Origin of the sequence: Streptomyces xinghaiensis S187 (genome assembly GCF_000220705.2) — a bacterium.
Taxonomy (GTDB): Bacteria; Actinomycetota; Actinomycetes; order Streptomycetales; family Streptomycetaceae; genus Streptomyces; species Streptomyces xinghaiensis.
Window position 1 is genome coordinate 6,843,042 of record NZ_CP023202.1, and the last position, 25,526, is coordinate 6,868,567.

A 25,526-nucleotide genomic window follows, 5' to 3' on the forward strand; every position below is an offset into this window, starting at 1 on the left:
GTGGTGGCCCCGTTCCCTATCCGAAGATCTTGTCGAGATCGCGCCGGATCTTCTTGTCCGCCTTGTCGAGTTCGCGTTCCGGATCGGCGTCGTCCCGTACGGCGTTGGCCATGACGTCGGTGAGGGTGGTGATCATCGACTGGGTCCAGGACGGGTTGTCGAAGATGCCGGCGGTGTTGAAGAGTTCGACCCCCTCCGCCGCCAGCCCGGACTTGAGCTCCTCCGCACCGGCGGCCACCGATCTGCGCGGCGGGATGTGGAAGCCGTAGTCCAGGCACCACTCGCGCTGGAACTCCTTCTGGTCGATCCACAGCCACTTGACGAACGCCTTGGCCGCGTCGACGTCCTTCGCCTTCGCGGAGACGAACGCCGACCAGCCGCCGTTGTAGACCGCCGGGCGGCCCTTCGGATCACCGGAGGACGGCCAGGGCATGATGCCGACGTCATCGCCGTGGGCCTCCAGGATCTGCGGCATCGCCCACATGCCGCACCACTGCATCGCGCACAGGCCCTGGTTGAAGGAGGCCGGGTCCCAGTGCTCGGTGGGCGCCCCCTTGAGCAGCGCCTTGCCCGCGTACAGCCGGCGCAGCTTGCGCAGCGCCTCGACCACCTCGTCGGTGTGGTACGCGATCTCGTTGTCCGGGGTGAGGAGTTCGGCGCCGGTGGACCAGATCAGCGGGTTCTGGACGGGCTGCAGGGTCTGCCCGAGGTAGAGACCCTTCACCTTGTCCGTGGTGAGCTTCTCGGCCGCCTCGATCAGCCCGTCCAGGGTGTCCGGCGGCTCGATCCCGGCCTTCTCCAGCAGGGACTTGCGGTAGTACAGGAACTGCGGATCGTCGATCATCCGCACGCCGTAGACCTTGCCGTCGATGGTGTGGGAGGCGATGTCCGCCTCGTTGAAGTCGTCCTTGACGCCTTCGAGGATGTCGTCGAGCGGCACGATCTGCCGCTCGTGCGCCATGTGGATCTGCGGGTGGAACTCGAAGACGTCCGGCCCGTCGGAGGAGAGCAGCGCGGTGAACAGCTTCTTCTCGTACTCGCCCGGTATCCACTGCACCGAGACGTCCGCGTCCTTGTACGCCTTGGCGAACTTCTGGGCGGCCTGCTGTGTGCCCGGCTCGCCGTAGGCGTGGTACATCTGCTTGAGCGGCCGGCCGGATCCCCCGCCGCCGCGGCCGGTGTCCGAGCCGCAGGCGGTCAGCGCGCCCAGGGCCGCGATCCCTCCGGCGGCGCGGAGGACATCGCGGCGGTCCCACTCTCTGCTGCTGATGGCCGGCATGTGACGTCCCGTCTGTAGCGGCTCAACTCACTTCTGCCCGACGCGCGTTGTGGCGCGGTCGCGGTGGTGCCGTGGTGCGGTACTGCCGTCGTGGTGCGGGACGCTAGCCATCGTCCAGGGGTTCGGCAAGGGGTTGGAAGAAGTCTTCTCGCCGGGGCGTACCGGAGGGCCGCGGATCACCACGGACGGTTCGGGATCCCGGACGAGCGGACGGCGGCGGCCCGGGGTGCCGGCGCCCCGGCGCACCGGGCGCACCCGGCGCGCCGTCACCGGGGCACAGCGGTGCGAGAGTTCCGGGCGGTGCCCGGTGCTCAGCGCGCGGTCGCGTCCGTGCCGTCGGCGGGGCCGGGGAGGAGGGCCGGCGCGCCCGGCCCCGGGGGCCTGCGGCCGACGGAGGCGAGGAAGCCCTCCAGTGCGAAGGTCGCGGCGCCGAGGCTGACGGGGTTGGTGGGGATCGGGCTGAGGACGATCTCGGTGCCGGCCAGCGGCCGGGCCAGCGCGTGCCGGGCCACCACCTCCCGCACCCCGGTGAGCAGGGGTTCCCCGAGCAGGGACGCGACCCAGCTGCTGAGCACGATCACTTCCGGGTTGAGCAGGTTGACGAGGTCGGCGATGCCGGCACCGAGGAAGCGGGCCGTCTCACGGACCGCCGCGACCGCCACCGGATCGCCCTCCGCCGCCGCCCGCGCGAGCGCCGCGATGGTGGCGGTCTGGTCGCCCGGGCGCAGCAGCCGGGTGCCCGGGTCGAGCTCCCGCAGCCGGCGCATGATGCCGGGCGCGCCGACATAGGTCTCCACGCAGCCGCGGTTGCCGCAGTGGCACGGGTGGCCGTCCAGGACCAGGGTGGTGTGGCCCCACTCGCCGGCGCTGTTGGTGACGCCCCGGTGGAGCGAGCCGCCGAGCGCGAGCCCCGCCCCCACGCCCGTACCGAGGTTGACGACGACGGCGTCGCCGCGGTCCCGTGCGGCGCCGAACCACAACTCGGCCACCGTGCAGGCGCGGAGCGGGTTGTCGAGGTGGAGCGGATGGGGCAGGTGCCCGGCCAGCAGGCTCAGCAGCGGGACGTCGTGCCAGTCCCAGTTGGGGGCGTAGACCGAGACACCGCCCTCGCGGTCGACCTGGCCGGGCACGCTGACGCCGACGCCCAGGATCCGGCCGTCCCCGTTCCCGTCCCCGCTACCGGCCCGCCCCGTCACCGACTCGACGGCCGCCACGATGTGACCGACGACCTGACCGGGCCCGCTCTCGCCGGGGCGCAGCTCCTCGTCGGCCCGGGCCAGGACGTTCAACGCCAGGTCGAACAGCTCCACATGGACGTAGGTCTCGGCCACGTCGACCCCGACCAGCGCGCCGCCGGAGGCGTTGACGGCGACCAGTCCGCGCGGCCGGCCCCCCGCGGAGTCCTCGAACCCCACCTCGGTGAGCAGGCCGAGCGCCAGCAGCTCCCCGACGAGGTTGGCGACGGTCGCCAGGCTGAGACCGGTGGCGGCGGCCAGTTCCTGGCGGGAGACGGGGGAGTGGGCGATGATCTGCCGCAGCACCCCGTAACGGTTCGCGGTGCGGATGTCCCGGGACGTACGTTTCACGGCGTGCCCCTCCGCCCCTCGCGCCCTCGCCCTCCCCGGCGAAGCGCCAGGCTATGCGTCCGGGCCGGGTTCGACAAGCGGTTGGGAAAAGGGTCGGAGGAAGCGGGGCGAGGTGGCCCCGGCCACGCCGGCCGCCGGAGCGGGCCGCCCGCACGCGCTGTGGCGCGGCGGCCGGAGGGCCGCCGCGCCACGGGTGCGGGACGTGGGGTGCTGTCCCGGGATCAGCTCGCCGGGACGGTGGTCAGCTCATGTAGATGTTGGAGTTGCCGCTGCTCTGGTAGCCCTCGGTCGCCAGGATCATGTAGTAGTTGAAGCTGCCCAGCTGCAGCCCCGCACGGGACCAGGCGTCGAAGTGGTTGCCGGTGGTGATGGTCCCGCCGGTCTTCTTCTGCTGCCGCGTGCTCCAGTACTGGTCGAAGGTCTTGTTGTCGCCCTCGATGGAGGGGGCGTTGTACCGCGTGGTCTTGTAGATGTCGTACGTGCCGCCGTCGCTGGAGACGGTGCCCCGGTGCTCGCCGGTGGGCCGGTAGTTGCCCCAGTTCTCGACGATGTAGTACTCGACGAGGGGGTTCGAGGTCCAGCCGTAGAGGCACAGGTAGCCGTTGCCGGACGGGTTGAAGCTGCCCGAGTACTGGACCGTCCGGCGGCTGCCGTTGCTCCAGCCCTTGCCGCAGACGAAGTTGCCGGTGTTGCTCCACTGGGTGCTGTAGTTGCCGCCGTTGCCCATGGTCATGGAGACCGTGTTCTGGGCGTCGGTCCAGAAGGAGAAGAAGTAGCCGCTGTGGTTGCCGGTCTGGTTGGTGGTGATGGTCTGGAGGGCGCGGGCCTGGGCGGTGCCGGGCAGTACCAGTCCGGAGGTGGCCAGCGCCAGGGCGCCGGTGCCGCCGATGAAGCCCCTGCGGCTGAGCGAGCGGCCGGGGGTGTTGTCCTTGTGCATGATTCCTCCTGGTGGGGGCTGGCGGAGGCCAGGCAGCGTGATACGACCCGGCGGGCCTGTCGGTGGCCGGGGCGGCGCCGACCGCGTGCGCCGGGGTCGGGCGGCACGCGCGGGATCGGCCGGTCGTCCTGCGGTCGGCGACCGGGGCGGGCCGGGTCGCGCGGGGTGAACCGGATCGGCGGGGTCGGGCCCGTCGATGCCGATAGTGTTGAGCCGAGCTGTCACGTTGTCAACAGTTTCCGGAAGCATTGCGGAAACACTGGCCTGGTAAAGAAGTTCGACAGACGGCGTTATGGCTGGTCAGCCCTCCCATGGTGTGCTTCATGGTGACGGCAGTGAATCTGATGCCCGCTCACTGATCAGGTTTCCGGCCCACTTCATCGAAAATTTTCGGAAACATTCCGGACGGGTCGGCGCCGGGGCGCGAGGGCCACCGCGCCTCGCCGGCGCCATGGGCCGCGGAGCGGCGGCGCTCAGAACCGGTCCGGGCACCAGGGTTCCGTCGCCGTGCGGAGCTGGAGGCCGGCGCGGGCGGCGGCGCCGTGCCGCAGCTCCGTCACCAGCCGGGCCGCCGCCAGCTGCGGCACGGTCGCCCCGCCCAGGTAGACGGCGCCCAACGCGGCGGCGTCCAGGCGCAGTTCCGGCTCCGCGGTGGTGGGGGAGAGGCGGCCGGTGCCGTCCTCCGAGGTCTCCAGCAGCCAGCGCCCGGCGAGAGGGCCCTCCGGGTCGGAGACGTCGAGCACGGTGCGGCCGGGCACGTCGTAGCGGCGGGCGGCGAAGGCGCGCGGCCCGTCGAGGACGCGGACCCACAGATCGTCGCCCGGCCGCTCGGTCCGCACCGCGGCGCGCGGATTGACCAGCCACAGCGGCAGCGGATCGTCCGGCGCGATGTTGCCGATCGCGATCCGGCGCACCAGATCGGTCTCCAGGGCGTACCGCCACAGCGCGGCGGCGGCCGCGGGGCCGGGGGCGACGTGGTCGAGGACCGTGAGGGTGGCGTCCGGGTCGCCGCCGGTGGTGCGCTGCTCGACGTGGTAGGTGAGCAGTCCGGTGACGCGCCCGTCCCCGTCCCGGTGGGCGGCGGCGAAGAACGGGACGGGCGGGCCGCCGGCGAGGGCCGCCTCACCCGTGATCTCCTTCCAGTGGTCCGGCGGACGGCTGATCGCGCCGTGCCGGGTACGCCGGTAGCGGTCGTACAACCCCGGTGCCACGCCGCGCAGTTCGGCCATCCCGATCAGCTCGATCCGGGCTCCCGGGTCCAGTTCGCCGATGCCGGGCCGCAGACCGCCGGAGCGCGGTACGTCGATGGTCCAGCCGCCGAACCGGGTCGCCCGGCCGAAGCCGGACCGCCCGTAGATGCCGTACTCGGCGGCCGTGAGGAGCGCGAAGACATCGCCGCGCTCCCGGGCGAGCGCGAGATCGCGCCGCATCATCCGGGTGAGCAGCCCGCGCCGGCGGTGGGTGGAGGTGACGGTGACGTCGGCGATCCCGTCGGCGGGCAGCACGGCGCCCCCGGGAACCGTCAGCTCCATCGGGATGCTGCGGAAGGTGCCCACGCACCGCTCGCCGTCCCAGGCGCCGAGGAAGCGCCCGGGCTCGAAGTGCCGGCGCCACCAGTCGGCGGACGGCTCCGCCCCGGGCCCGTGCCGCAGGAAACCGGTGTGGAGGGCGCGCTGCCACTCGGGCCCCTCGCTCTCGCCGGCGAGGCGGACGTCGATGCCGGTGCCGCCGTGGTCCGCGGCCCCTGCTGTCATGGTCGTCGTCATGCCCGCACGGTAGGCGGTCGTCCCGGGGCCGGGCACGCGCGTTTCCGGTGGTGCGGACGCGAGTTCTCCCGCACCACCGGTGTGCCGGCCCGCGGCGCGGGCCTAACGCTTGACGGCCACTCCGGCCCAGAGGCTGACGGCCGCGTCGGTCAGCTCGCCCAGCCGGACCAGTTCCTCGGTCTCCTCGTCCGGGTGCCAGCGGTGCGGCACCTCCAGCCCCGGCTCCACCAGCTCCAGCCCGGCGAAGAACCGCTCCACTTCCGCCTTGCTGCGCACCTGGGCGTTGCCGCCGTCGGCCTTGTAGACGTTGATGGCCTGCTCCCACTCCTCCGGGGCGAAGTCCGGCGTGCACTGGGTGAAGATCAGGTACGAGCCGGGGACCAGCGGCTCCAGCAGGTGCTTGATGATGCCGTGCGGGTCCTGGTCGTCGGTGATGTAGTGGAAGAGGCCGACGAGGCTCAGCGCGACCGGCTGCTCCAGGTCGAGGGTGTCGCGGAGTTCGGCCGATTCGAGGATCGAGCGCGGGTCGGTGATGTCCGCCTCGACGTAGGCGGTGCGGCCCTCCGGGGTGCTGCTGAGCAGACCGCGGGCGTGGGTGAGCACGATCGGGTCGTTGTCGGCGTAGACGACCCGGGATTCCGGCGCCACGGCCTGCACGACCTCGTGCAGGTTGGGACTGGTGGGTATGCCGGTGCCGATGTCGAGGAACTGGCGTATGCCGCGTTCGGCGAGGTAGCGGGCCGCCCGGTGCATGAAGGAGCGGTTGGTGCGGGCCGCGGTGCGGAAGCCGGGGAAGGCCTGGAGCAGCTTCTCGGCGACCTCCCGGTCCGGCGGGTAGTGGGTCTTGCCGCCCAGGAAGTAGTCGTAGATGCGTGCGCTGTGATGGCGGTCCAGGCCCAGGTCACGGCCCGTGCCCTCCGGCCGGGTCTGTCCGCCGGGTTGGATGTTGCCGCCCATGTGCGCCCCTTCATTCAGGTGATCGATCGTGTTCGGAATCGTAGCCGCGGCGGGGCCGCGGCTCGGTGTTTCCGCCCACTCAACCACCTTGGCCGATAAGCGGGTTGACCGGCCAGGGTCCGGACGCCGCTATCCGCCGGGAAGTACGGGGGTGTTCGAGGGGGAAACGGGGCGTACAGGGTGAACCGGGTGAAAGGCGGGCGGTGGAGCCCCGGGCCACCGGAAGGGGGTTTTCCGGCGGCCCGGGGCGGGCGGTGCCCGGCCGGGCGGTGCCGGGCCGGGGGCGGTGGGTCCGCGGTCCGCGGTCCGCGGGGGATGGTGGTCAGTGCGGGGCGCCGTTGTGCCCGGCGAAGTCCGGCGGGGTGAGCGGGCTCATCGCCGTCACATCGCGGGGCACGATCTGGAAGCCCTGCCAGTGCACGGGCATCGGGGCCTGGTCCTCGTCCCGCGCGTGGTGGTGGAAGCCGACGTTGACCCAGGTGACGGGGTGCTTGAGGGTCTCGCCGTTCACCCACTTGTCCACGCTCTTGCCGGGGCAGGAGCGGTTGTGGCTGGCGAACTGCTCGCAGGCGTCGTACTGGGTGAAGAACACGTCCTTCCTGGTGTACGGCCGCCCGGGGTACTTGCTGCCGTGCCCGAGGACGAGTTCGTAGCTGCGCGGGTGGTTGTCCTTGTTCTTGCCGGCGGTGCTGACGACGCGCCACCAGCGCTGGTCCGCCGCGTTGCCCGCGAGTTCCTTGGTGACCGTGGTGCGCTTGGTCTTCGTCCGCGGCGTGCCGCCGGCCACCGGGGTCGTCGTGGAGTCGAACTGCTCCACCCTGGCCTTCGGGGAGCCGTCGAGACCGAAGTTGAGCCGCCAGAAGACGTTGTGACTGTGGCTCAGCGCACGGTCCCGGCTGTTCTTGCCGAGCGGCATGCCGTAGCCGTCGGCCGCGTCGTAGTCGCCGGGGGACAGCTCGCCGGTCGCGCCGACCTGGGTGGAGATGGTGCCGTCGTCGGAGAACCGCCACTCGGTGATGTACTCGTAGTAGGCGACCTTGTTGACGGTGTAGACGAGCAGGTCCGTGCCCTGGGCGGTCGACACGCTGCCGCCGTCGTCGGACGCCAGCCGGTAGGCGTGGCCGCGGGCGCGGGTGGTGACGCACACCCCGTTGACGGCGGGCACGTCGGGCAGCTCGACCTTCTTCAGGGTGCCGCCCGGGCACTCCCTGGTGCCGAGGTTCGCCACGCCCTCGCCGAAGGAGTAGCCGGTGAGGTCGTCGTACTCGGCCCGGCCGTCGTCGTAGGGGACGTGGATCTGGGCGAGCTTGGCGGTGGTGAGCACGGGGATCGGCCGCGGCTCACCCTTCGGCTGGTAGGTGATCTTGTCCAGGACCAGACCGGCCTTGGTCGTGTAGTGCCAGCACATCCGCCAGGTCGTGCCGCCCGAGAGCTTCTTCTCGATCGTGTAGGCCGCGCTGCAGGGTGCCGCCTGCGGTGCGGAGGGCGCCCGCGGCGCGGTGCCGGCCGCGTTGGCCACCGGGCCGGCGGCGGCCGCGGTACCGCCCACCAGGGCCGTCAGGGCGAGGGCCGCCCGGGCGCGCTTCCGGGCAGGGCTGGGTCGTCGTGTCGACATGCGTGATGACTGCTTTCTGGTCTGCCGGGGCCGGCCGGGCACCCGGTGAAGTCGGTGAAGGGGGAGGCGGGGAGGTCAGCCGATCCGGCTCACGGTGCCGGCGCTGAGGTCGATCACCAGATGCCGGACGTCGATCCACGGGCCGTCCGTGACCTTGGTGAACAGCCGCACGCAGCGGTGCTCCCCGCAGGCGCGCACCCGGTCCGGCCCCGCGTTCTCCCCGTCCACCCGGTAGATCATCGCGGTGGTGGTGAGCTGTCCCGGCCCGGTGAGCGCCTTGCCGGTGGCCGCCTTGTAGTCCTGCTTCAGCCCCGCGCCGAGCGGGTCCGCCAGCAGCACCTCGGCGGCCTCCACGGCCTCCGCGCGGGTGGGCGGCGGCTGCTCGCCCTCGCGGGTCTCCGTCTTCTCGACCTCTCCGGTCGACAGGTTGACGGTCTTCAGGACGAGCTGGTCGTCCTTGTAGTCGTAGAACGACACCTCCGCGCGGCGCGGCGGTGCCGCGTCGTCCACCTCCGACGGCTTCAGCTCGACGAGATCCGTGCCGAGCACCTCCGGGCCCCGGTCGCCCTCCACGTCCTCGCTGCCCGAGCGGAGCCCCGGCGTGAGGGCCAGGCGCTCCACGCGCCGCAGCTCGTCCGTCGTCAGCCCGTCCCGGCCCACGCCCCGCTCGCCCGCGGGCGGCTCCTCCTCGACCGCACCCGCCGGCTGCCGGCCGGCCGTGTCCGCCGCCCGGCCGGCGTTCTCCCCGCCGGGCCTCTCCTCCGCCCCGGCGCCGGTCTCCGCGCCGTCGGAGGCCCCCGCGCTGCCCGGCAGCGTCACGGCGACCGCGATCGCCGTACCGCTCACCGCGATGGCCGCACCCGCCAACAACTTCCCCACCCGGCGGTGCATCAACGTCCCCACTCGTGCTCCCCATCCCCGTACGTCTCCCCTCGCGCCGAAGTGCGCGACTGGGCAGGAGGACGCCGTGACGGCGAGCGGGGTTCAGCGCCGTTCCCCTCGTTGCGCGTTACGGCGGCGGCTCCGGGCCCTTCGGGCAACGCCCCTGGCCCGCGGGGCAGTTCACGGGTGGCGGCAGGGGGAGCGGGCAGGGCGGCGGGCCGGGACGGGACCGTGCCGCACGCATCCGGCCGGGTGGGGTCCCCGGCCGATGCGTTCCGGCACCCCGGGCGGTCCGGCGGAACGGCACGGACATGCGTGCGGAAACCGAAACGGGAAGGGTAGCGGCGCCGGCCGGTGGCGGAGCGGTTTGACGTGCCTCCGGAAGGGACACCCGCACCGCCATGACGAGCGGACTGCTGAAAGGCGCCCTGGCCGGCGCCGCCGGAACAACCGCCCTGAACGCCGCCACCTACGGGGACATGGTCCTGCGGGCCCGTCCCGCGAGCTCGGTGCCGGAACGCGCCGTCGACGACCTCGCGCAGCGGGCCGGCCACCCGGTCCCGGGCCGGGGCGAGGACCGGGACAACCGGCTCTCCGGGCTGGGCGCCCTCTCCGGGATCGCGGTGGGCGTCGGGACCGGCGCCGCGCTCGGCGTGCTGCGCCGGGCCGGGCTGCGGCTCCCGCTGTGGCTCGGCGGGGCCGCCGCGGGGGTGCTGGCCATGGCGGCCACCGACCTGCCGATGGCCCGGCTCGGTGTGACCAGTGATCCCCGCACCTGGTCGGCCCCGGACTGGGTGAGCGACCTCGTCCCGCACCTCGTGTACGGCTATGTCACCGGCGCGGCTCTGGAGGCGATGGACCCGGACGGCCCCTGAGAGCCCGGGAGCCCGGAAACCGGAGGTCGGGAGCCGGAGCCCGGGAACCGGAGGGCGGGCGGGAGCCGGAGGGCGACCCGGGACGGGCCCGGCCGGGGGATGCCCCGGCCGGGCCCGTCCCGGCTACACGGCGGGCCGGCGAGAGCCGTCAGGTGCCGGTGAGCCCGGCCCGCTGGAGGATGGCCCGGGCCTCATCCGCCTTCCCGCCCCGCACGACGACGTCGTAGCGGGAGGCGACCAGTCGCCGGGTGGACGCGAAGTCACGGCGCCCGCCGGTCGCGGCGTGCCCGACGAAACCGAAGACGGCACCCCAGGCCGCGCCGATGAGGACACCGCCCAGGATCAGCCCGAGCCAGACCGGCCCGGTGGTGAAGAGCCCCACGAGCAGTCCGATCAGCAGACCGAACCAGGCACCGCCCGCCGCTCCCGCGGCCGCCGCGCGCCCCTTGGTGAGGCGGCCGGTGACGTGTTCCACCAGGCGCAGCCCCGACCCGACGATGTCGATGTGCTCCACGGGGAACTTCTCGTCGGAGAGCCGGTCGACCGCGGCCTGGGCCTCCTCGTATGCGTCGTAGCTCGCCACCGTGTTCCATGCGGCGCTGATCGGGTCCAGTGGCCGTGCATCGGTCTCGGACATCACGACCCCCTTTCGGTGCAGAGGTTTCGGTACAGGGGTGTACGGAGGTGAGGTCATGCTCCGGGTGCCCGGCGGGCCGGGGACTACGCACCGCACGCCCGGCCGGTACGGGGCGTGTCCCCCGTGCCTCCGGCGGACGGCCGGGCCGGGGCGCGGTGCGCGGGCACGCGGGTGTGCGGGTGCGCGGCGGGCCGGAAGGAGGCCCGGGGTGCCGCGCGACGGACCGGCGCGGGTATGTTGACCGGCACCCGCACCCCAGGAGAGCCGCCCCGCCATGCCGTCCGACCGCCCGCGCCTGCTCTACGTCACCGACCCCGCCTACCCCGCGCGCGGCCGCCGCTACGGCGACGAGGACCTCGCCCTCTCCGCGCGGCTCCGGGAGGACTTCACCGTCGCCCTGTGCCACCCGCTGGACGCGGCGGACCTCATGGCCGCCTTCGACGCCGTACTGATCCGCAACAGCGGACCCGTCACCCACTACCAGGCCGCCTTCGACGCCTTCCGCGACCGGGCCCTGGCCGGCGGTGTGCGCGTCCAGCCGCCGCTGACCGGCCGGGGGGACATGGCGGGCAAGGGGTATCTGGCCGAGCTGAGCGCCGCCGGATACCCGGTGATCCCGACCGCGGCCCGCCGCGAGGACCTGGCGGCGCTGCCCGCGGCGGACGAGTACGCCGTCAAGCCGCTGCGCGGCGCCGACTCGCACGGCCTGGTCTTCCTCACCCCGGACCGGCTGGGGGAGGTCCGCTTCGGTGACGTCCTCGTCCAGCCGCGCATCCGCTTCCGGTACGAGGTGTCCTTCTACTTCGTCGACCGCGTCTTCCAGTACGCCCTGTACGCGCCCCGCCCCGGGGAGCGCTGGCGGCTGGAGCCCTACGAGGCGGGCCCGGAGGACCTGCGGTTCGCCCGCCGCTTCGTGGAGTGGAACCCCGCGGACCACGGCGTCCAGCGGGTCGACGCCTGCCGCACCGCGGACGGGGAGCTGCTGCTCGTCGAACTGGAGGACCTCAACCCGTATCTCTCCCTGGACCTGGTCGACGAGGACACCCGCGAGCGCTTCGTCGCCGCGCTCAAGAAGTCCCTGCACCGGCTGGCCGCCACGGAACCGGCGGAGCCGACCGGTGCGGTGGGGCGGGGCGGTTCCGCGGCGTAGGGCCCCGCGTCCGGACCGGCTGCCTGAATTCCGCCCCGGCGCCCGGCTCAGTCGCCGGCCGGCCGGACCGGTACGACGGCGACCGGGCAGACGGCGGTGTGCAGCACCTCCGCGCTCACGGACCCCAGCAGCGCCCGCCGCACCCCGGTACGGCCGTGGGAGCCGACGACCACCAGCTCCGCGTCGTGCGACGCCTCCGCCAGCGCGGTGGCGGGCCGCCCGGCGACATGGCGCGTGGTGACCGTGACGTTGGGGTACTCGTGCCGCCAGGCCGTGGCCAGATCCTCCAGGCCGCCCGGTGCCCGGGCCGGGGACTCCCGGCCCTCCTCTTCCGGCGCGGCGGGCGCGGCGGGTTCCGCGGCAGGCGGCCGCGGCCGGGGGCCCGCGCCCAGCAGGGTCAGCTCCGCCTCCCGCAGCGCGGCCTCCGCGAAGGCGAAGCGCAGCGGCTCGGCCGGCAGGTCGGCCGTGTCCACGCCGACGACGACGCGGTGCGGGGGTCGGGCCGCGGTCCGCCCCGGCCGTACGACGATCACCGGGCACTCGGCGTGCGTCGCCACCTGCCAGCTCACCGAGCCCAGCGGCAGCCGGGGGAAGCCGCCGGTGCCCCGGTGCCCGACGACCACCAGCGACACCCGCGCGGAGCGGTCGACCAGCGCCGCGGCCGGGCGTCCCGCGAACGGCTCCGCCACCACGTTCAGCCCCGGGTGCTCGGCGTGCGCCTGCGCGGTGAACGGCGCCAGCACGGCCGCGGCCTGCGCCTGGGGGGCGGTGACCTCCCGGTAGACCTCGGCCGCGCCGGCCGGCAGCGGCCACTCCACGGCGTGCAGGATGTGCAGCGGCTGGCCCCGGCGCGCCGCCTCCGCCGCCGCGTGCCGTACCACGATCTGCTGGTCGTGCGCGTCGTCGACGCCCACGAGGACGGGGCCCGGCCCGGTGTCCCCGGGCGCCGGATCCTGCTGCACCATGGCGGCTCCCTCGCGCGAACGGGTGGCGCCCGGCCGGGAGCTGCGCGGCCCGCCGGCGGACGCCGTACCGGTATCCCCGGCACCCGTTCCGTAAACGCGGGGCTCGGAGGCCGTCCGGGGGCGGGTGTGCGGGCCGGGACACCGGGAAGGGCTCCGACTGTCCCCGGAACATCGCGACACCGCTGAGGAGAAGAGCAATGGAGTACGCCCGCACCATCACCCTGGACCTCCCCTACGACCAGGCCGTTCCCCGGGTGAAGGAGGCGTTCGCGGAGCAGGGGTTCGGCACGCTCACCGAGATCGACGTCCGCGCGACGCTCAAGAACAAGATCGGCGAGGACATCGAGGACTACGTCATCCTCGGCGCCTGCAACCCGCACCTCGCCCACCGGGCCCTGGACATCGAGCGGGAGATCGGCCTGCTGCTGCCCTGCAACGTCGTGGTGCGCGCCGCGGGGGACGGGACGACCCTGGTCCAGGCGCTGGACCCGGGGGTCATGGTCAGTGTGCCGGGCCGGCCGGAGATGGAGCCGGTGGCGGAGGAGGCCGGCCGGCGCATCCAGGCCGCTCTGGACGCCCTGAAGGGCTGACGCCCGGCGGCCCGGCGGCCCGATCCGGGGTGCCGGGCCCGCGCGGCCGGACGACCGGGTCCCCCGGGCACGGAACCGGCCGGGGTCCCGGAGAGACCGTTCTCTCCGGGACCCCGGCCGGTTCCGCTGTGCGCGGGCGCCGTGGGCCGTCCGCCGAGGGGGCGCGGTCAGGCGAGAGCGAGGAAGAGCTTCTCCAGTTCCTGCTCGCTCATCGGGGGCGTGTCCTCGTCGGCCGCCGCCATGCACTGCCGCATGCCGCTGGCCACGATCTTGAACCCGGCCCGGTCCAGTGCGCGGGACACGGCGGCGAGCTGGGTCACGACATCCTTGCAGTCACGCCCGGCCTCGATCATGGCGATCACGCCTGCCAGCTGTCCCTGGGCGCGGCGCAGACGGTTGAGCACCGCGCCGACAGCTTCCTCGTCCACCTGCATTCGGACGCCTCCTTCATACCGGTTGTTCATGGTACCCGGGCTGGTATGGGCCCGGGCGCGGTGTCCGGCTGCCGGACGGCGGCACCCGGGCGGGACGGGGGAGGGAGTGACTCCGGGCCGGGGGCGGGCTTCCTGCCACCGGTGCCGATGGCGTACCGTGGCCGCCCTCGCATACCCCATTGGGTATGGGGAACGCGGTTCCGTGCCGGAACATTCCCGGGCCTGCCCGCGGGCGGTGCCGGGAGGGCGCCCGCCGCCCCCGGCGGGGCCTGTCCGGGCTGTGGTGCCGCGGCTCCGGAAGGGGGCGCCGGATCCCCCCGGGGAGGGCTCGGCGCGGGCCCTTCCGCGTCCCGGGAAATACGGGCGGGGGTATAGGGTGTTGTGGCGGACATACCCCCCTAGGTATTTGAGGAAGCAGGAGGAGCGCATGTACTTCGTCGAGACTCTGGCCCTGGAAGGTCTGGGTAACCGCAGCTACCTGGCCGGCGGGCGGACCGCCGCCGTGGCCGTGGACCCGCCCCGCGACATCGACCAGGTTCTCGCCGCGGCCACCCGCCGCGGAGTGCGCATCACCCACGTCGTGGAGACCCACATCCACAACGACTACGTGACCGGCGGCCTGCAGCTCGCCCGCCTCACCGGAGCCCGCTACCTGGTGCCCGCCGGAGCGAACGTCTCGTTCTCCCGCGTCCCCGTCGCCGACGGCGACACCGCGGAGCTGGAGGAGGGCGTCGCCGTACGGGCGGTCGCAACCCCCGGCCACACCCCCCACCACACCTCCTACGTCCTGGAGGACGGCGGGGTACCGGTGGCCGCCTTCACCGGCGGTTCCCTGCTGATCGGCACCGTCGGCCGCCCCGACCTCGTCGAGCCCCGGCTCACCGAGGAGCTGGCCCGCGCGCAGCACGCCTCCGCGCACCGGCTGGCCGAGCTCCCCGACGAGGTGAAGGTGCTGCCCACCCACGGCTTCGGGAGCTTCTGCTCCTCCTCGCAGGCCGAGGGCGAGTCCACCACCATCGGCCGGGAGAAGACCGGCAACGACGCCCTGACCAAGGACGTCGACACCTTCGTCGCCGACATGCTGGCCGGCCTGGACGCCGTCCCCGCCTACTACACGCACATGGGCCCGGCCAACGCCGAGGGCCCCGGCCCGGTCGACCTGACCGCGCCCCGCCGCGCCGACGCCGCCGAGATCGCGGCACGGCTGGCCGCCGGGGAGTGGGTCGTGGACCTGCGCAACCGCGTCGCCTTCGCGGAGGGCCACGTCGCCGGCGCGTTCAACTTCGAGCTCGAAGGGCAGCTGGCCACCTACCTGGCCTGGCTGATCCCGTGGGGCAAGCCGGTGACCCTGCTCGCCGAGACCCCCGAGCAGATCACCGCCGCGCAGCGCGAACTGGTCCGGGTCGGCATCGACCGCCCGGCCGCCGCCGCCACCGGCACCCCCGCCGAGTGGGTGGAGAACCCGGAGGCGCTGCGCTCCTTCCGCCGCTCCGACTTCGCCACGCTGGCCAAGGAGATCGGGCGCGGCGCGGAGACGGTCGTCCTGGACGTCCGGCGCGACTCCGAGCGGGCGGGCGCCCGGATCCGCGGCTCCGTGCACATCCCCATCCACGAGCTGCACGGCCGGCTCGGCGAGATACCGGAGGGCACGGTGTGGGTGCACTGCGCCGGCGGTATGCGCGCCGGGATCGCCGCGTCGATGCTGGACGCCATGGGCCGCGAGGTGGTGGCCGTGGACGACAGCTTCGACAAGGCCGGCGAAGAGGGCCTCGTCGAGAACGGCTGACCCCCCGCCCCCAGAACCGGTGGCCCGTGGCCGGCCGAGGACCCGGCCGCGGGCCACCACCCGTCCCCCACCGCCCGATCCGTCCCTCTCGTCCTCTCCCCGTCCCGCTGTCCGCGCAGTCACCCGGAGATTCCATGACCCTTCCGCACCGCCCCCGCACCCCCGAGATCACCGTGACCGAGGCCGTCGAGCGAGCCCGGAGCGGCGACGCCGTCCTGCTCGACGTCCGGGAGACCCCCGAGTTCACGGCCGGGCACGCCCCGGAGGCCGTCTTCCTGCCGCTCTCCGCGCTGGCCGCGGGCGCGGACCTCCCGGCCGAGGCGCGGGGACGCCCGGTGCTGGCCCTCTGCCGCTCGGGCAACCGCTCCCGGCAGGCGACCGAGATCCTGAACGGCCGCGGCATCGACACCGTCAACGTCGCGGGCGGTATGCGCGCCTGGGAGCAGGCCGGGCTGCCGGTCCGCACGGCGGGCGGCGGCCCCGGCCAGGTCGTCTGACCCGTCCCGCCTCCGCGACCCATCCGATCGCCCCGGCCGTCCGGCCGGGGCGATCGCGCTGCCGGGAGACGGACAGCGCGAGGGGCGCCGGAGCCGCGGGGCCGATGGCCGGACCGGGATACCGGAGGATGCCCCTGCGGGTATGGTGTGGGCCGCCGGTACCTCCCGTCCGTCCACCGGACGGCGGGGAAGCCGCCGCGCGCCCAGGACGTACCCTGACCGACCGGATACGTGCCGGGCCCGGCCCCCACCGGCAGGCACCCCCGGCAAGCAGGCCCCGACCCCGTATGCGCGACGAGTAAGGACCCGGAATCCATGAGCTCGGCTCTGACCCCCCAGCAGCTGCACCCCCGCCTGGACCACCTCACCGTCATAGACGTGCGCACCCCCGGTGAGTACGCGGGCGGCCACATCCCCGGTGCCCTCAACATCCCGCTCGACCAGCTCCGGCGCGCCCTGCCCGAGCTGCGGGAAGCGGCCGGGCGCGGCGAGCTCGCCGTGGTCTGCGCCTCCGGTTCCCGCTCGCAGCAGGCGTGCGAGGAGCTCACCGCGGCCGGTGTCCCCGCCGCGACCCTCGTCGGCGGCACCGACGCCTGGGCGGAGCACGGCCATCCGCTCAACCGGCCCGAGGGCGGCCGCCGGGCCTGGGCGATGGACCGTCAGGTCCGGCTGGTGGCCGGCTCCCTGGTCCTGCTCGGCCTGGTCCTCGGTCTCTTCTTCCCCATGGCGCGGTGGATCTCGGCGTTCATCGCCGGCGGGCTGGTCTTCTCCGCCCTCACCAACACCTGCGGCATGGCCGTCATGCTCGGCAAGCTGCCGTACAACAGCCGGCCGCGCGGCGGCGCCGACCTGGACACCACCCTGGCGGAACTCCGCGGCTGACGGCACGGCGCCGCCCCGGGTGCGCGTCCCCACCGCAGGAAGCGGGGGCGCACCCGGGGCGGCGCGGTGTCCGGAGCCGGCCGGGCCCCGTGATCCCGGCCGTGCTCCGGAGGTCCGTCAGCTCGTGCCGTCCGCGGCCGGCGGCAGGACGTTGCTCCGCGCCACCCCCGCGTACCAGCGGGCGCTGGACTTCGGAATGCGCGTGCCGGTCGGATAGTCCACGTACACCGCGCCGAACCGCTTGCTGTAGCCGTAGCCCCACTCGAAGTTGTCGAGCAGCGACCAGAGGAAGTAGCCGCGGACGTCCACCCCGGCCGCGATCGCCCGGTGCACGGCGTCGAGATGGCCGTGGAGGTAGCCGATCCGGCCCGGGTCGCGCACCTCGCCCTCCGGACCGGCGTAGTCGTCGAAGGCCGCGCCGTTCTCCGTGATCATCAGCGGCAGCCCGGGAACGTCGTCCCGGACCCGGAGCAGCAGGTCGTAGAGCCCGCTCGGGTCGACGGCCCACCCCATGGCCGTGGTGTCGCCGGGCGGCAGGTGGAAGGCGACCCGGTCGCCGCCCGGCCAGGGGCTGTACGGGCTGGCGCCGTGCCCGTCCGAGCGGTGCGCCCCGGCCTCGGCGGCGGCCGAGACGAGCGTGGGCGTGTAGTAGTTGACGCCCAGGAAGTCCAGCGGCTGCCTGATCTCGGCGGTGTCACCGTCCCGGACGAACGACCAGTCCGTCAGATGCGCGGTGTCGGCCTGGGTGTCGGCCGGGTATTCGCCGTGCAGCATGGGCCCGGTGAAGACCCGGTTGGCGACGCCGTCGATCCGGCGGACCGCGTCCGCGTCCTCGGCGCTGTCCGTCAGCGGCCTTACGTGGTGCAGGTTGAGGGTGACGGACATCTTGGTGCCGGCGGGTGTTCCGGAGCGCAGCGCCTGGACGGCCAGTCCGTGCCCGAGGTTGAGGTGGTGCGCCGCGCGGAGCGCCGCCACCTGGTCGGTGCGGCCCGGGGCGTGCACCCCGGAGCCGTAGCCGAGGAAGGCGCTGCACCACGGCTCGTTGAGGGTGGTCCAGGTCCGTACCCGGTCGCCCAGGGCCTCGGCGGCCAGGGCCGCGTAGTCGGCGAAACGGTGGGAGGTCTCCCGCTGCGGCCAGCCGCCGGCGTCCTCCAGATCCTGGGGGAGGTCCCAGTGGTAGAGGGTGGCGACCGGCTGGATGCCCTTCTCCAGCAGTTCGTCGGTGAGCCGGCGGTAGAAGTCCAGGCCCTTCTGCAGGGCCGGGCCGCGCCCGGTGGGCTGGACGCGCGGCCAGGAGATGGAGAACCGGTAGGCCCCCACCCCCAGATCCGCCATGATCGCGACGTCCTCGCGCCAGCGGTGGTAATGGTCGGTGGCGATGTCCCCGGTGTCGCCGTTGCGCACCTTCCCGGGCGTGCGGGAGAAGGTGTCCCAGATGGAGGGGGTGCGGCCGTCGATGTCGGCGGCGCCCTCGATCTGGTAGGCGGCGGTGGCGGTGCCCCAGAGGAAGCCGGGCGGGAAGGCGCGGCCGCCGGTGGAGTCCGCGGCGGGGGCGGTCGTACGGGGTGCTGAGGACACGAGGGGTCCTTCCACGGTGCGGTGGTACGGAGGGGGAGGGGAGGAGAAGGGCAGCCGGGGGAGACCGGACGGCCGCCCGGTGGGGGAGGAGGGGAGGGGGCGGGCCGTCAGCCCTTGACCGCGCCCTGCATGATCCCGCCGACGATCTGGCGGCCGAAGACGACGAACATCAGCAGCAGCGGCAGCGTGCCGAGCAGAGCGCCGGCCATGATGACCGACTGGTCCCGCACATAACCCGCGCTGAGCTGGGTCAGGGCGACCGGGATCGTGGGGTTGCTCATGTCCAGTGCGATGAACGGCCAGAAGAAGTCGTTCCAGGCGTGCACGAACGTGATCATGAAGATGACGGCCATCGCCGGGCGCGCGACGGGCAGCACGATGCTCCAGAAGATCCGCAGCGAGTGCGCGCCGTCGACCCGGCCGGCCTCGATGAGCTCGTCCGGCAGCGCCTCGCTGAGGTACTGCCGCATGAAGAACACACCGACCGCGCTGACCAGGGTCGGGAAGATGACGGCGGGCAGCTTCTGGCCCCAGCCCAGCTCGCTCATCATCATGAACAGCGGCACGACGCCGAGCTGGGGCGGCACCATCATCGTGCCGATGACCAGCGTCATCAGGACGTTGCGGCCCTTGAAGCGCAGCTTGGCGAAGGCGAAGCCGGCCAGGGTGGCGAAGAGCACCGTGGACAGGGCGATCGTCCCGGCCACGATGGTGCTGTTGATCAGGGCCTGCCCCATCGCGGCGTCCTCCCAGGCCGCCGCCAGGTTCTTGAAGAGGTTCGGGCCCGGCAGGAAGGGCGGAGGGGTCTGGCTGACCCGGGTGTTGTCGGTCGAGGCCGCCACCATCGTCCAGTACAGCGGGAAGATGGAGAGGAGCGCGGCCAGGATCAGCAGGGCGTAGGAGAGCGGGCCGGCGTGGTGCTGGCGGCCGGCCCGGGGGCGCAGCCGCAGCCGGTTGCGGGCCGGGAACGGCGCGGAACTCGGAGGGGACTTGCGGGGGTTGGCCCGGCCGGGGGCGGTTTCGGTGGTCATGGTGGTTACCGCTCCCTGGTCAGGACGAGGAGGAGGACAAGGACGACGAGGACGGGGAGGCGGGTGGCGGCGCGGCCGGCCCGGGCCGGGCCGCGGCCTGCCGGGACGCCATCAGGCGCTTGATGAGGCGCTGCGCCACGAAGACCAGGATGAGCAGCAGGAACATCGTCCACGCGACCGTGGCCGCCCGCCCCATCTGGTAGTTCTTCCAGCCCTCCTCGTACAGCAGCAGCCCGAGGGTCTGGTACTGGTTGTTCACGCCGCCCGTGATGCCGTTCGGGCCCTGGCCGAAGATCAGCGGTTCGCCGAAGAGCTGGGTGGAACCGATGGTGGAGAGCACGATGGTGAAGACGATCGTGGGCCGGATGCCGGGGATGGTCACCGTGCGGAACTGCTGCCAGCGTGTGGCGCCGTCGATGGCCGCGGCCTCGTACCGGTCCTTGGGGATGGCCTGCATCGCCGCCAGGTACAGCAGGGCGTTGTAGCCGGTCCACCGCCAGATCACGATGGAGGAGATGGCGAACTGGGCGGGCCACTTCTGGCTCTCCCAGTCGACGTTGTCGAAGCCGAAGAGGCTCAGAAACCAGTTGATCATGCCGAAGTCGCGCTCGAAGAGCATGGTGAAGACGAGCGCGGCGGCGCCGACGGAGGTCGCGTACGGGGTGAGGGCCGCGACCCGGAAGAAGGCCGAGCCCCGCATCCGGTAGTTCAGCAGATGGGCCAGGCCCAGGGCCATCAGCAGCTGCGGGACGGCGGAGATCACGCCGATGGTGGCGGTGTTGGCGACCGCGTTCCAGAACCGCTCGTCCTGCAGGAGCTCGGTGTAGTTCTGCAGCCCCTGCCACACCATCACGTCCATGGTGGCGAGTTCCACGTCGTGGAGGGAGATCCAGGACGTGTAGAGCAGCGGGTAGAAGCTGAACGCCGCGAAGATGACGAAGAACGGGGCGATGAACGTGTAGGGCGCCGCTCCCACGTCCAGCCGGTGGAAGAGGTTGCGCCGGCGCTGCCGGGTGTCCTTGGAGCCGCCGGAGCCGGGCCCTCCGGGGGCGTCGGCCGGGGCGTCCTGTGGCCCGTCGGCCGGGGGTACCGAGGTGGAGGTGGCCACGGAGGGCTTCCTTCCGTCAAGTCGTGGGCGGGGCGGGCGGAGCCCGGTGGCCGCCGCCGCGGGCGGGGCGGCCACCGGGCGTCACGGGGTGGGTCAGCCGACGGCCTTCTCGATGCGCTCGTTGGTGGTCTTCCGCGCCTCGGAGGGGCTCTTGCCCTGCTCGATCAGCTGGAGGCCCTGGGAGAAGATGTCCTTGATGGTGCCGTCCTTGCGGCCCAGGACCTGCTCCTCGGGGATGTCCTTCGCGGCGGCGCCGAAGATCTCACCGATCGGCGCGTCGTTGAAGTACTCCGACTTCGCCCCGGAGACCGCCGGGTCCTTCAGCGCCTCCTCGGAGGACGGGAAGTTGCCCAGCTCCTGGAAGAGGTACGCCTGCTGCTCCGGCGCGGTCAGCCAGGCGACCAGCTTCTTGGCCTCCTCCTTCACCGGGCTGCTGTCCATGACACCGAGGAAGGAACCGCCCCAGTTGGCGCCCTTCGGAGCCTCGGCCACGTCCCACTTGCCCTTGTTCTCCGGGCCGGCCTTCTCGCTGATGTGGGCGAGCATCCAGGCCGGGCAGACGGTGGTGGCGAAGGTGCTGTTCGCCAGTCCCGGGTCCCAGCCGGGCTGGAACTGCCGCAGCTTGGCGGTGAGTCCGGCCGTCGCGGTCTCCGAGGCCAGGTCCCAGGCCTCCTGGACGGCGGGGTTCGACGTGTGGATCAGTTCGCCGTCCTTGTCATAGAACTGCTCGGAGTTGCCGTAGATCATGGCGTTGAAAAGACCCGAGGCGCTGTCCAGGTAGGCGGCCTTGTCGTCCTTGAGGCCCTTCTTGAACTTCTTGCCGGTCTCGACGTACTCGGACCAGTCGTTCTCCCAGAGCTTGGCCACCTCCTCGCGGTCGCCGGGCAGGCCGGCCTTCTCGAAGAGGTCCTTGCGGTAGCAGACGGCCATCGGGCCGATGTCCGTGCCCAGGCCGATGATCTTGTCCTTGGGGGTGGTCACCTGGCTGAGCTTCCAGGGGAGGAAGTGGTCGATGCCGTCCACGTCCGACAGGTCCGCGAACTTGTCGGCCTGGGTGTCGACGAGCTCCTTGGCCCGGCCGATCTCGATGCCCTGGATGTCCTTCAGCCCGCTCCCGGCCGCCAGCCGCGTCTGCAGGGCCGTGTAGTACGTCTGCTCGTCGCCGGCCACGTCGGCTTCGACGACGACGTCCGGGTTCTCCTTCATGTAGCGCTTCAGGAGTTCGGTCTCCTTGAAGCCCATCACTCCGAAGAGCCCCATGGTGATCTTGGTCTTGCCGTCGTCCGTCTTCCCGCTCTCACCGTCCCCGCCCCCGCAGCCCGCGACGAGCGCGAGGGAGAGAGCGGCCGAGACGGCGGCTACGACTCTTGTACCAACTGCCTTGCGGACACTGCCCATGACGTCCTCCTAGTGGCGGCGCCGGAGCGCCGGAGCCTTGGCTCTTCGAGGCTGTCCCCCCAAGCTGGGCTAGGGTGGGACCGTTCCCATCGCCGGGTGGGAACGATCCCACCGGGGTTGCTGATGACTGTGTGACCGAAAACGGATGGCGTCAAGAAGAGAAGTCGTCTCCGTTACGAGAACGTGTCCCAGTCCCCGACGGCCGGGAGGCGGGCGGGCCGCCGTCTGGCACAATGCGCTGCTAGGCGCCGTCCGCGGCGCCGTGCAGGAGAGGAGAGACGGCAGCCCATGGGCGCCAGTCAACGGCCAACTATTAAAACCGTGGCCGCGCGAGCCGGGGTCGGCCGCACCACGGTCTCCCGCGTACTCAACGGTTCTCCCCTGGTCAGCGACGCGGCCAAGGCTGCCGTCGAGGCGGCGATCAGCGAGCTCAACTACGTCCCCAACTCGGTGGCCCGGAGCCTCGTCACGAGCCGGGCCGACTCCATCGCGCTGGTGATCCCCGAGTCCGAGAGCCGGCTCGGCTCCGAGCCGTACTTCTCCGCCGTGATCCGCGGAGTGAGCACCGGACTCGCCGAGAGCCAGATCCAGTTGCTCCTCGTCCTCGTCCGCGACCAGCGGGAACTGGACCAGTTCACCCGGTTCCTCGCCGCCCGCCGCGTCGACGGCGTGCTGCTGGTCTCCGTCCACCGTGACGACCCGCTGCCCGGACTGCTGGAGGAGATGGGCCTGCCGACCGTCCTCGCCGGCCGCCGGTCGCCGGACGAGGTCCTGCCCCACGTCCACTCCGACAACCTGGGGGGCGCCGCCGAGGCGGTGCGCCACCTGCTGGAGCGCGGACGCACCAGGATCGCGACCATCAGCGGTCCCCTCGACATGGACGTCGGCCACAGCCGGCTCCAGGGCTGGCGCGACGAACTGCGGCGCGGCGGCCTGGAACCGGACGAGAGCATGGCCGAGCCCGCCGACTTCACCGAGGAGGGCGGCCGCGCCGCGATCCGCGCCCTGCTGGAGCGGCACCCCGGCCTGGACGCCGTGTTCGCCGCCTCGGACGTGATGGCGGCGGGCGCCCTGGCCGAACTGCGCAAGCTCGGGCGGCGGGTCCCGGAGGACGTGGCGGTGGTCGGCTTCGACGACTCGATCATCGCCCGCCACACCGACCCGCCGCTGACCTCGGTCCGCCAGCCCGTCGAGGAACTGGGCCGCACCATAACGGAGTTGCTGCTGAAGGAGATCGACGAGCCGGGGAGCGCGGAGCACTCCCTGGTGCTGCCCACCTCGCTCGTCGTCCGCGACTCCAGCTGATCCTCCGCGCACCCGGCCCCGGCCGCCCCGGACCCCAGCCCGCCGTCCGCGGCGTCCGCCCCGCCGGAGGCATGTCCTCCTCCCGTCCGCGTTGTTAGCCTCGCCGCGTCACCTCCCGAGCACCTCACGTGAAGGAGAAACCCATGCGGAGAAAGCGCGTCCCGGGCTTAGCCGCGGCCCTCACCACGGGCCTCGCCCTCGCCCTGCCGGTCCTCCCGGCCGGACCGGCCGCGGCCGCCTCCCCGGCCGCCGCGCCCGGATCCTCGCTGACCCTCACCATCACCCCGGACCAGCCGTCCGGGTCCGGCCCGCGCACCACCGTCACCCTGGAGTGCGACCCGCCGGGCGGCACCCACCCCCGCCCCAAGGAGGCCTGCGCGACGCTGGCCGCTGCGGACGGGTACTTCGAGCGGATCGCCCCCGGCTCCGCGGGCTGCACGGGGCTCTGGGCACCGGTGACCGTCACCGCCGACGGCACCTGGGGAGCCCGTGAGGTCTCCTTCACGGAGCGGTACTCCAACCGCGGCTGTGCGGCCGCCGCGACCGGGGGTGTCTTCCGCTTCTGAGCCGCTGACCGGCTCCTCCGGGCATCCCGGCCCGTGGCGGCGCGGCCCCCGGAACGGGCGGTGCCGGGGCCGACCCGGGCCCCGGCCGAACCGTGATCGCACGGTAATGGGCCCCACACCTCCCACCCGGGGGCCCGCTGGCGCATACTGGACCCAATGACAAAGTCAGCCGGATACCGGCGCCACCTGCCTTCCAGCCCCTTCAAAGTCCCGGTCGTGCCGCCGCCCGAGCAGTTCGCGGTGGGAAACCGGGTCACTCACGACGAGCACGGCCTCGGCCGGGTCATCGGTGTGGAGGACGAGACCGCGGTCCTGGTGGACTTCGGCGGCCTTCGCGCGCGCGTCAAGAGTCCCTACAGCAAGATGACCAAGCTCTGAGGCTCCGGCCGCCCGTTGCCCGGCCCGCGGAGGGCCGGCTCCGAGGGCGCGCCGGCCACCTCGCGAGGCTTCCGGTACGGCCCGGCCACCCCGTGGTCCCCGTGCCGGCGGCCCCGGACGGCGGCGCCCGAGACCGGGCGGCCGCCCCCACCGGTGCCCGAGACGGCGCCGTCCGGCCGTACCGGCCGTCCTTCCCCTGAACCGGAGACCTCCCATCCACCAGACGACCTCGCTCTTCTCCGCCGTCGAAGCGGAGCGGACCACCACGGCGGCGGCCTCCGGGCCGCCCGCCACGAACCCCTTCCTGACTCCCGTCTTCGACGAGACGATCAGCGGAGCGGAGGACGACTTCGGGGACGCCCCGGAGCGGTAGGCGCGCGGCGCCCCGCCCGGACGCGCCCGTCCCCCCGCCGGAGCCGGCCGGGGGACGGCCGCCGGGCGGCTGTCGGTGGCCGGTGGCAGGCTGATGCCACGGCAACGACGGACGGCCCGCGAAAGGAACCCCCGTGATCACCACTGACTTCGTCACCGGCTCTCCCTTCTGGATCGATCTCGGCGCCCCCGACGTCGAGTCCGCGGCCGCCTTCTACGGCGCCGTCTTCGGCTGGGAGTTCCGGTCCGCCGGCCCGGAGGCCGGGGGATACGGCGTGTTCCGCCGGGACGGCAAGGTGGTGGCCGCGGCCGGCCGGCTCACCGAGGAGGGCGCCCGCCCCGCCTGGACGGTCTACTTCCTCACCCCCGACGCGGACACCGCGGCCCAGACCGTGGAGCGGGCCGGCGGCACGGTGCGGGTGCCCCCGTCCGACATGGGCGGTGAGGGCCGGATGGCCCAGCTCACCGACCCCCTCGGGGGAGAGTTCGCACTCTGGCAGCCCGGGGCGGAGACCGGCCTGGAGTCCGTGGACGCGCCGGGAGCCCTGTGCTGGGTCGAGCTGTACACCACCGACGGTGCCGCCGCGCGGGAGTTCTACCGCGGCCTCCTCGGCTGGGAGACGCAGGACATGGAGATGCCCGGCGGAGGCGGCACCTACATCCTCATCGGACCCGCCGGCAAGGGCGAGGAGCGGATGCACGGCGGCATCATGGAACTCCCGGCGGAGCATCTGCGGCAGACCGGCGGGCGCCCCTACTGGCACCCGGTCTTCGCGGTCGAGGACTGCGACGCCACGGTCGCGAAGGTCACCGGGAACGGCGGCACGGTGCAGATGGGGCCGGAGACCGCCGAGGGCGTCGGCCGGATGGCCGTCTGCGCCGACCCCTTCGGGGCGGACTTCGTCGTGCTCACTCCCTCTCCCTCCGGCAACTGACGCCCGAATCGGGCGCT

At 73.2% G+C, this 25,526-nt stretch carries 24 protein-coding genes; 10 read left to right on the plus strand and 14 right to left on the minus strand.

Annotated features, from left to right (window positions below; all coding sequences use genetic code 11):
• Positions 1-16: 16 nt before the first annotated feature.
• The 7 genes from SXIN_RS29305 to SXIN_RS29335 all read right to left on the minus strand — a co-directional run bounded on the left by SXIN_RS29305 (position 17) and on the right by SXIN_RS29335 (position 9,043).
• Positions 17-1,279 carry an ABC transporter substrate-binding protein gene (locus SXIN_RS29305; protein ID WP_019706070.1) on the minus strand — a complete coding sequence of 421 codons (1,263 nt, stop codon included), beginning with the start codon at positions 1,277-1,279 and terminating at the stop codon, positions 17-19.
• Between the two features lie 311 nt (positions 1,280-1,590).
• Positions 1,591-2,865 (minus strand): ROK family transcriptional regulator, encoded by a 1,275-nt coding sequence (locus SXIN_RS29310; protein ID WP_095757796.1) that lies wholly within the window; start codon positions 2,863-2,865, stop codon positions 1,591-1,593.
• 241 nt (positions 2,866-3,106) lie between these two features.
• Positions 3,107-3,802, minus strand: a complete 696-nt coding sequence (locus SXIN_RS29315; protein ID WP_019707863.1) for a glycoside hydrolase family 11 protein — start codon at positions 3,800-3,802, stop codon at positions 3,107-3,109.
• A gap of 473 nt (positions 3,803-4,275) precedes the next feature.
• Positions 4,276-5,568: a GNAT family N-acetyltransferase gene (locus SXIN_RS29320; RefSeq protein ID WP_157916357.1), complete on the minus strand. Its 1,293-nt coding sequence runs from the start codon at positions 5,566-5,568 to the stop codon at positions 4,276-4,278.
• A 102-nt stretch (positions 5,569-5,670) separates the two neighbouring features.
• On the minus strand, positions 5,671-6,525 hold the full coding sequence (locus SXIN_RS29325; protein ID WP_019707950.1) for an SAM-dependent methyltransferase: 855 nt from the start codon (positions 6,523-6,525) through the stop codon (positions 5,671-5,673).
• Between the two features lie 322 nt (positions 6,526-6,847).
• Positions 6,848-8,140: a copper amine oxidase gene (locus tag SXIN_RS29330; RefSeq protein WP_095757798.1), complete on the minus strand. Its 1,293-nt coding sequence runs from the start codon at positions 8,138-8,140 to the stop codon at positions 6,848-6,850.
• A gap of 75 nt (positions 8,141-8,215) precedes the next feature.
• Complete coding sequence (locus SXIN_RS29335) at positions 8,216-9,043, minus strand: Tat pathway signal sequence domain protein (RefSeq protein WP_238153891.1); 828 nt, start codon at positions 9,041-9,043, stop codon at positions 8,216-8,218.
• A 380-nt stretch (positions 9,044-9,423) separates the two neighbouring features.
• Here SXIN_RS29335 and SXIN_RS29340 point away from each other — a divergent pair, with 380 nt between their 5' ends.
• Positions 9,424-9,897 carry a hypothetical protein gene (locus SXIN_RS29340; RefSeq protein WP_095757800.1) on the plus strand — a complete coding sequence of 158 codons (474 nt, stop codon included), beginning with the start codon at positions 9,424-9,426 and terminating at the stop codon, positions 9,895-9,897.
• Positions 9,898-10,045: 148 nt separating this feature from the next.
• On the opposite strand, the gene SXIN_RS29345 is transcribed toward SXIN_RS29340, so the two are convergent.
• Entirely contained in the window at positions 10,046-10,534 is a 489-nt protein-coding gene (locus tag SXIN_RS29345; RefSeq protein WP_019706522.1) for a YflT domain-containing protein, read from the minus strand.
• A 274-nt stretch (positions 10,535-10,808) separates the two neighbouring features.
• On the opposite strand from SXIN_RS29345, the gene SXIN_RS29350 reads away from it, so the two are divergent.
• Positions 10,809-11,684: an ATP-grasp domain-containing protein gene (locus SXIN_RS29350; protein ID WP_019707949.1), complete on the plus strand. Its 876-nt coding sequence runs from the start codon at positions 10,809-10,811 to the stop codon at positions 11,682-11,684.
• A gap of 47 nt (positions 11,685-11,731) precedes the next feature.
• Here the strand turns inward: SXIN_RS29350 and SXIN_RS29355 are convergent, their stop codons facing one another.
• Positions 11,732-12,649: a universal stress protein gene (locus tag SXIN_RS29355; RefSeq protein WP_095757801.1), complete on the minus strand. Its 918-nt coding sequence runs from the start codon at positions 12,647-12,649 to the stop codon at positions 11,732-11,734.
• Positions 12,650-12,846: 197 nt separating this feature from the next.
• Here SXIN_RS29355 and SXIN_RS29360 point away from each other — a divergent pair, with 197 nt between their 5' ends.
• On the plus strand, positions 12,847-13,239 hold the full coding sequence (locus SXIN_RS29360) for a DUF302 domain-containing protein (RefSeq protein ID WP_019706738.1): 393 nt from the start codon (positions 12,847-12,849) through the stop codon (positions 13,237-13,239).
• Between the two features lie 167 nt (positions 13,240-13,406).
• Here the strand turns inward: SXIN_RS29360 and SXIN_RS29365 are convergent, their stop codons facing one another.
• On the minus strand, positions 13,407-13,673 hold the full coding sequence (locus SXIN_RS29365) for a metal-sensitive transcriptional regulator (protein WP_019707948.1): 267 nt from the start codon (positions 13,671-13,673) through the stop codon (positions 13,407-13,409).
• 427 nt (positions 13,674-14,100) lie between these two features.
• On the opposite strand from SXIN_RS29365, the gene SXIN_RS29370 reads away from it, so the two are divergent.
• The 3 genes from SXIN_RS29370 (at position 14,101) to SXIN_RS29380 (ending at position 16,838) form a co-directional block, all read left to right on the plus strand.
• On the plus strand, positions 14,101-15,459 hold the full coding sequence (locus SXIN_RS29370) for an MBL fold metallo-hydrolase (RefSeq protein WP_019707947.1): 1,359 nt from the start codon (positions 14,101-14,103) through the stop codon (positions 15,457-15,459).
• A 134-nt stretch (positions 15,460-15,593) separates the two neighbouring features.
• Positions 15,594-15,956 (plus strand): rhodanese-like domain-containing protein, encoded by a 363-nt coding sequence (locus SXIN_RS29375; RefSeq protein ID WP_019707946.1) that lies wholly within the window; start codon positions 15,594-15,596, stop codon positions 15,954-15,956.
• Between the two features lie 315 nt (positions 15,957-16,271).
• On the plus strand, positions 16,272-16,838 hold the full coding sequence (locus SXIN_RS29380) for a rhodanese-like domain-containing protein (RefSeq protein ID WP_019707945.1): 567 nt from the start codon (positions 16,272-16,274) through the stop codon (positions 16,836-16,838).
• A gap of 117 nt (positions 16,839-16,955) precedes the next feature.
• Here SXIN_RS29380 and SXIN_RS29385 read toward each other — a convergent pair whose 3' ends face one another.
• The 4 genes from SXIN_RS29385 to SXIN_RS29400 all read right to left on the minus strand — a co-directional run bounded on the left by SXIN_RS29385 (position 16,956) and on the right by SXIN_RS29400 (position 21,953).
• Positions 16,956-18,416 carry a GH1 family beta-glucosidase gene (locus SXIN_RS29385; protein WP_019707944.1) on the minus strand — a complete coding sequence of 487 codons (1,461 nt, stop codon included), beginning with the start codon at positions 18,414-18,416 and terminating at the stop codon, positions 16,956-16,958.
• Between the two features lie 107 nt (positions 18,417-18,523).
• On the minus strand, positions 18,524-19,447 hold the full coding sequence (locus SXIN_RS29390) for a carbohydrate ABC transporter permease (protein WP_019707943.1): 924 nt from the start codon (positions 19,445-19,447) through the stop codon (positions 18,524-18,526).
• Between the two features lie 19 nt (positions 19,448-19,466).
• Positions 19,467-20,555, minus strand: a complete 1,089-nt coding sequence (locus SXIN_RS29395) for a carbohydrate ABC transporter permease (RefSeq protein WP_019707942.1) — start codon at positions 20,553-20,555, stop codon at positions 19,467-19,469.
• Between the two features lie 93 nt (positions 20,556-20,648).
• Complete coding sequence (locus SXIN_RS29400; protein ID WP_019707941.1) at positions 20,649-21,953, minus strand: ABC transporter substrate-binding protein; 1,305 nt, start codon at positions 21,951-21,953, stop codon at positions 20,649-20,651.
• A gap of 288 nt (positions 21,954-22,241) precedes the next feature.
• On the opposite strand from SXIN_RS29400, the gene SXIN_RS29405 reads away from it, so the two are divergent.
• The 4 genes from SXIN_RS29405 to SXIN_RS29420 all read left to right on the plus strand — a co-directional run bounded on the left by SXIN_RS29405 (position 22,242) and on the right by SXIN_RS29420 (position 25,509).
• Positions 22,242-23,258 carry a LacI family DNA-binding transcriptional regulator gene (locus SXIN_RS29405; RefSeq protein WP_039820695.1) on the plus strand — a complete coding sequence of 339 codons (1,017 nt, stop codon included), beginning with the start codon at positions 22,242-22,244 and terminating at the stop codon, positions 23,256-23,258.
• Between the two features lie 143 nt (positions 23,259-23,401).
• Positions 23,402-23,824, plus strand: coding sequence for an SSI family serine proteinase inhibitor (locus tag SXIN_RS29410; protein WP_019707939.1), 423 nt, complete (start codon positions 23,402-23,404; stop codon positions 23,822-23,824).
• A 156-nt stretch (positions 23,825-23,980) separates the two neighbouring features.
• On the plus strand, positions 23,981-24,202 hold the full coding sequence (locus SXIN_RS29415) for a hypothetical protein (RefSeq protein ID WP_039820693.1): 222 nt from the start codon (positions 23,981-23,983) through the stop codon (positions 24,200-24,202).
• Positions 24,203-24,708: 506 nt separating this feature from the next.
• A complete protein-coding gene (locus SXIN_RS29420) occupies positions 24,709-25,509 on the plus strand; it encodes a VOC family protein (protein ID WP_019707937.1) in 801 nt (266 codons plus the stop codon).
• Positions 25,510-25,526: the final 17 nt, after the last annotated feature.

Coding starts and splice junctions, on each gene's coding strand:
- SXIN_RS29305 (WP_019706070.1), bottom strand. CDS start 1,279: ATGCCGGCCATCAGCAGCAGAGAGTGGGACCGCCGCGATGTCCTCCGC.
- SXIN_RS29315 (WP_019707863.1), bottom strand. CDS start 3,802: ATGCACAAGGACAACACCCCCGGCCGCTCGCTCAGCCGCAGGGGCTTC.
- SXIN_RS29320 (WP_157916357.1), bottom strand. CDS start 5,568: ATGACGACGACCATGACAGCAGGGGCCGCGGACCACGGCGGCACCGGC.
- SXIN_RS29325 (WP_019707950.1), bottom strand. CDS start 6,525: ATGGGCGGCAACATCCAACCCGGCGGACAGACCCGGCCGGAGGGCACG.
- SXIN_RS29330 (WP_095757798.1), bottom strand. CDS start 8,140: ATGTCGACACGACGACCCAGCCCTGCCCGGAAGCGCGCCCGGGCGGCC.
- SXIN_RS29340 (WP_095757800.1), top strand. CDS start 9,424: ATGACGAGCGGACTGCTGAAAGGCGCCCTGGCCGGCGCCGCCGGAACA.
- SXIN_RS29345 (WP_019706522.1), bottom strand. CDS start 10,534: ATGTCCGAGACCGATGCACGGCCACTGGACCCGATCAGCGCCGCATGG.
- SXIN_RS29350 (WP_019707949.1), top strand. CDS start 10,809: ATGCCGTCCGACCGCCCGCGCCTGCTCTACGTCACCGACCCCGCCTAC.
- SXIN_RS29355 (WP_095757801.1), bottom strand. CDS start 12,649: ATGGTGCAGCAGGATCCGGCGCCCGGGGACACCGGGCCGGGCCCCGTC.
- SXIN_RS29360 (WP_019706738.1), top strand. CDS start 12,847: ATGGAGTACGCCCGCACCATCACCCTGGACCTCCCCTACGACCAGGCC.
- SXIN_RS29365 (WP_019707948.1), bottom strand. CDS start 13,673: ATGCAGGTGGACGAGGAAGCTGTCGGCGCGGTGCTCAACCGTCTGCGC.
- SXIN_RS29370 (WP_019707947.1), top strand. CDS start 14,101: ATGTACTTCGTCGAGACTCTGGCCCTGGAAGGTCTGGGTAACCGCAGC.
- SXIN_RS29375 (WP_019707946.1), top strand. CDS start 15,594: ATGACCCTTCCGCACCGCCCCCGCACCCCCGAGATCACCGTGACCGAG.
- SXIN_RS29380 (WP_019707945.1), top strand. CDS start 16,272: ATGAGCTCGGCTCTGACCCCCCAGCAGCTGCACCCCCGCCTGGACCAC.
- SXIN_RS29390 (WP_019707943.1), bottom strand. CDS start 19,447: ATGACCACCGAAACCGCCCCCGGCCGGGCCAACCCCCGCAAGTCCCCT.
- SXIN_RS29400 (WP_019707941.1), bottom strand. CDS start 21,953: ATGGGCAGTGTCCGCAAGGCAGTTGGTACAAGAGTCGTAGCCGCCGTC.
- SXIN_RS29405 (WP_039820695.1), top strand. CDS start 22,242: ATGGGCGCCAGTCAACGGCCAACTATTAAAACCGTGGCCGCGCGAGCC.
- SXIN_RS29410 (WP_019707939.1), top strand. CDS start 23,402: ATGCGGAGAAAGCGCGTCCCGGGCTTAGCCGCGGCCCTCACCACGGGC.
- SXIN_RS29415 (WP_039820693.1), top strand. CDS start 23,981: ATGACAAAGTCAGCCGGATACCGGCGCCACCTGCCTTCCAGCCCCTTC.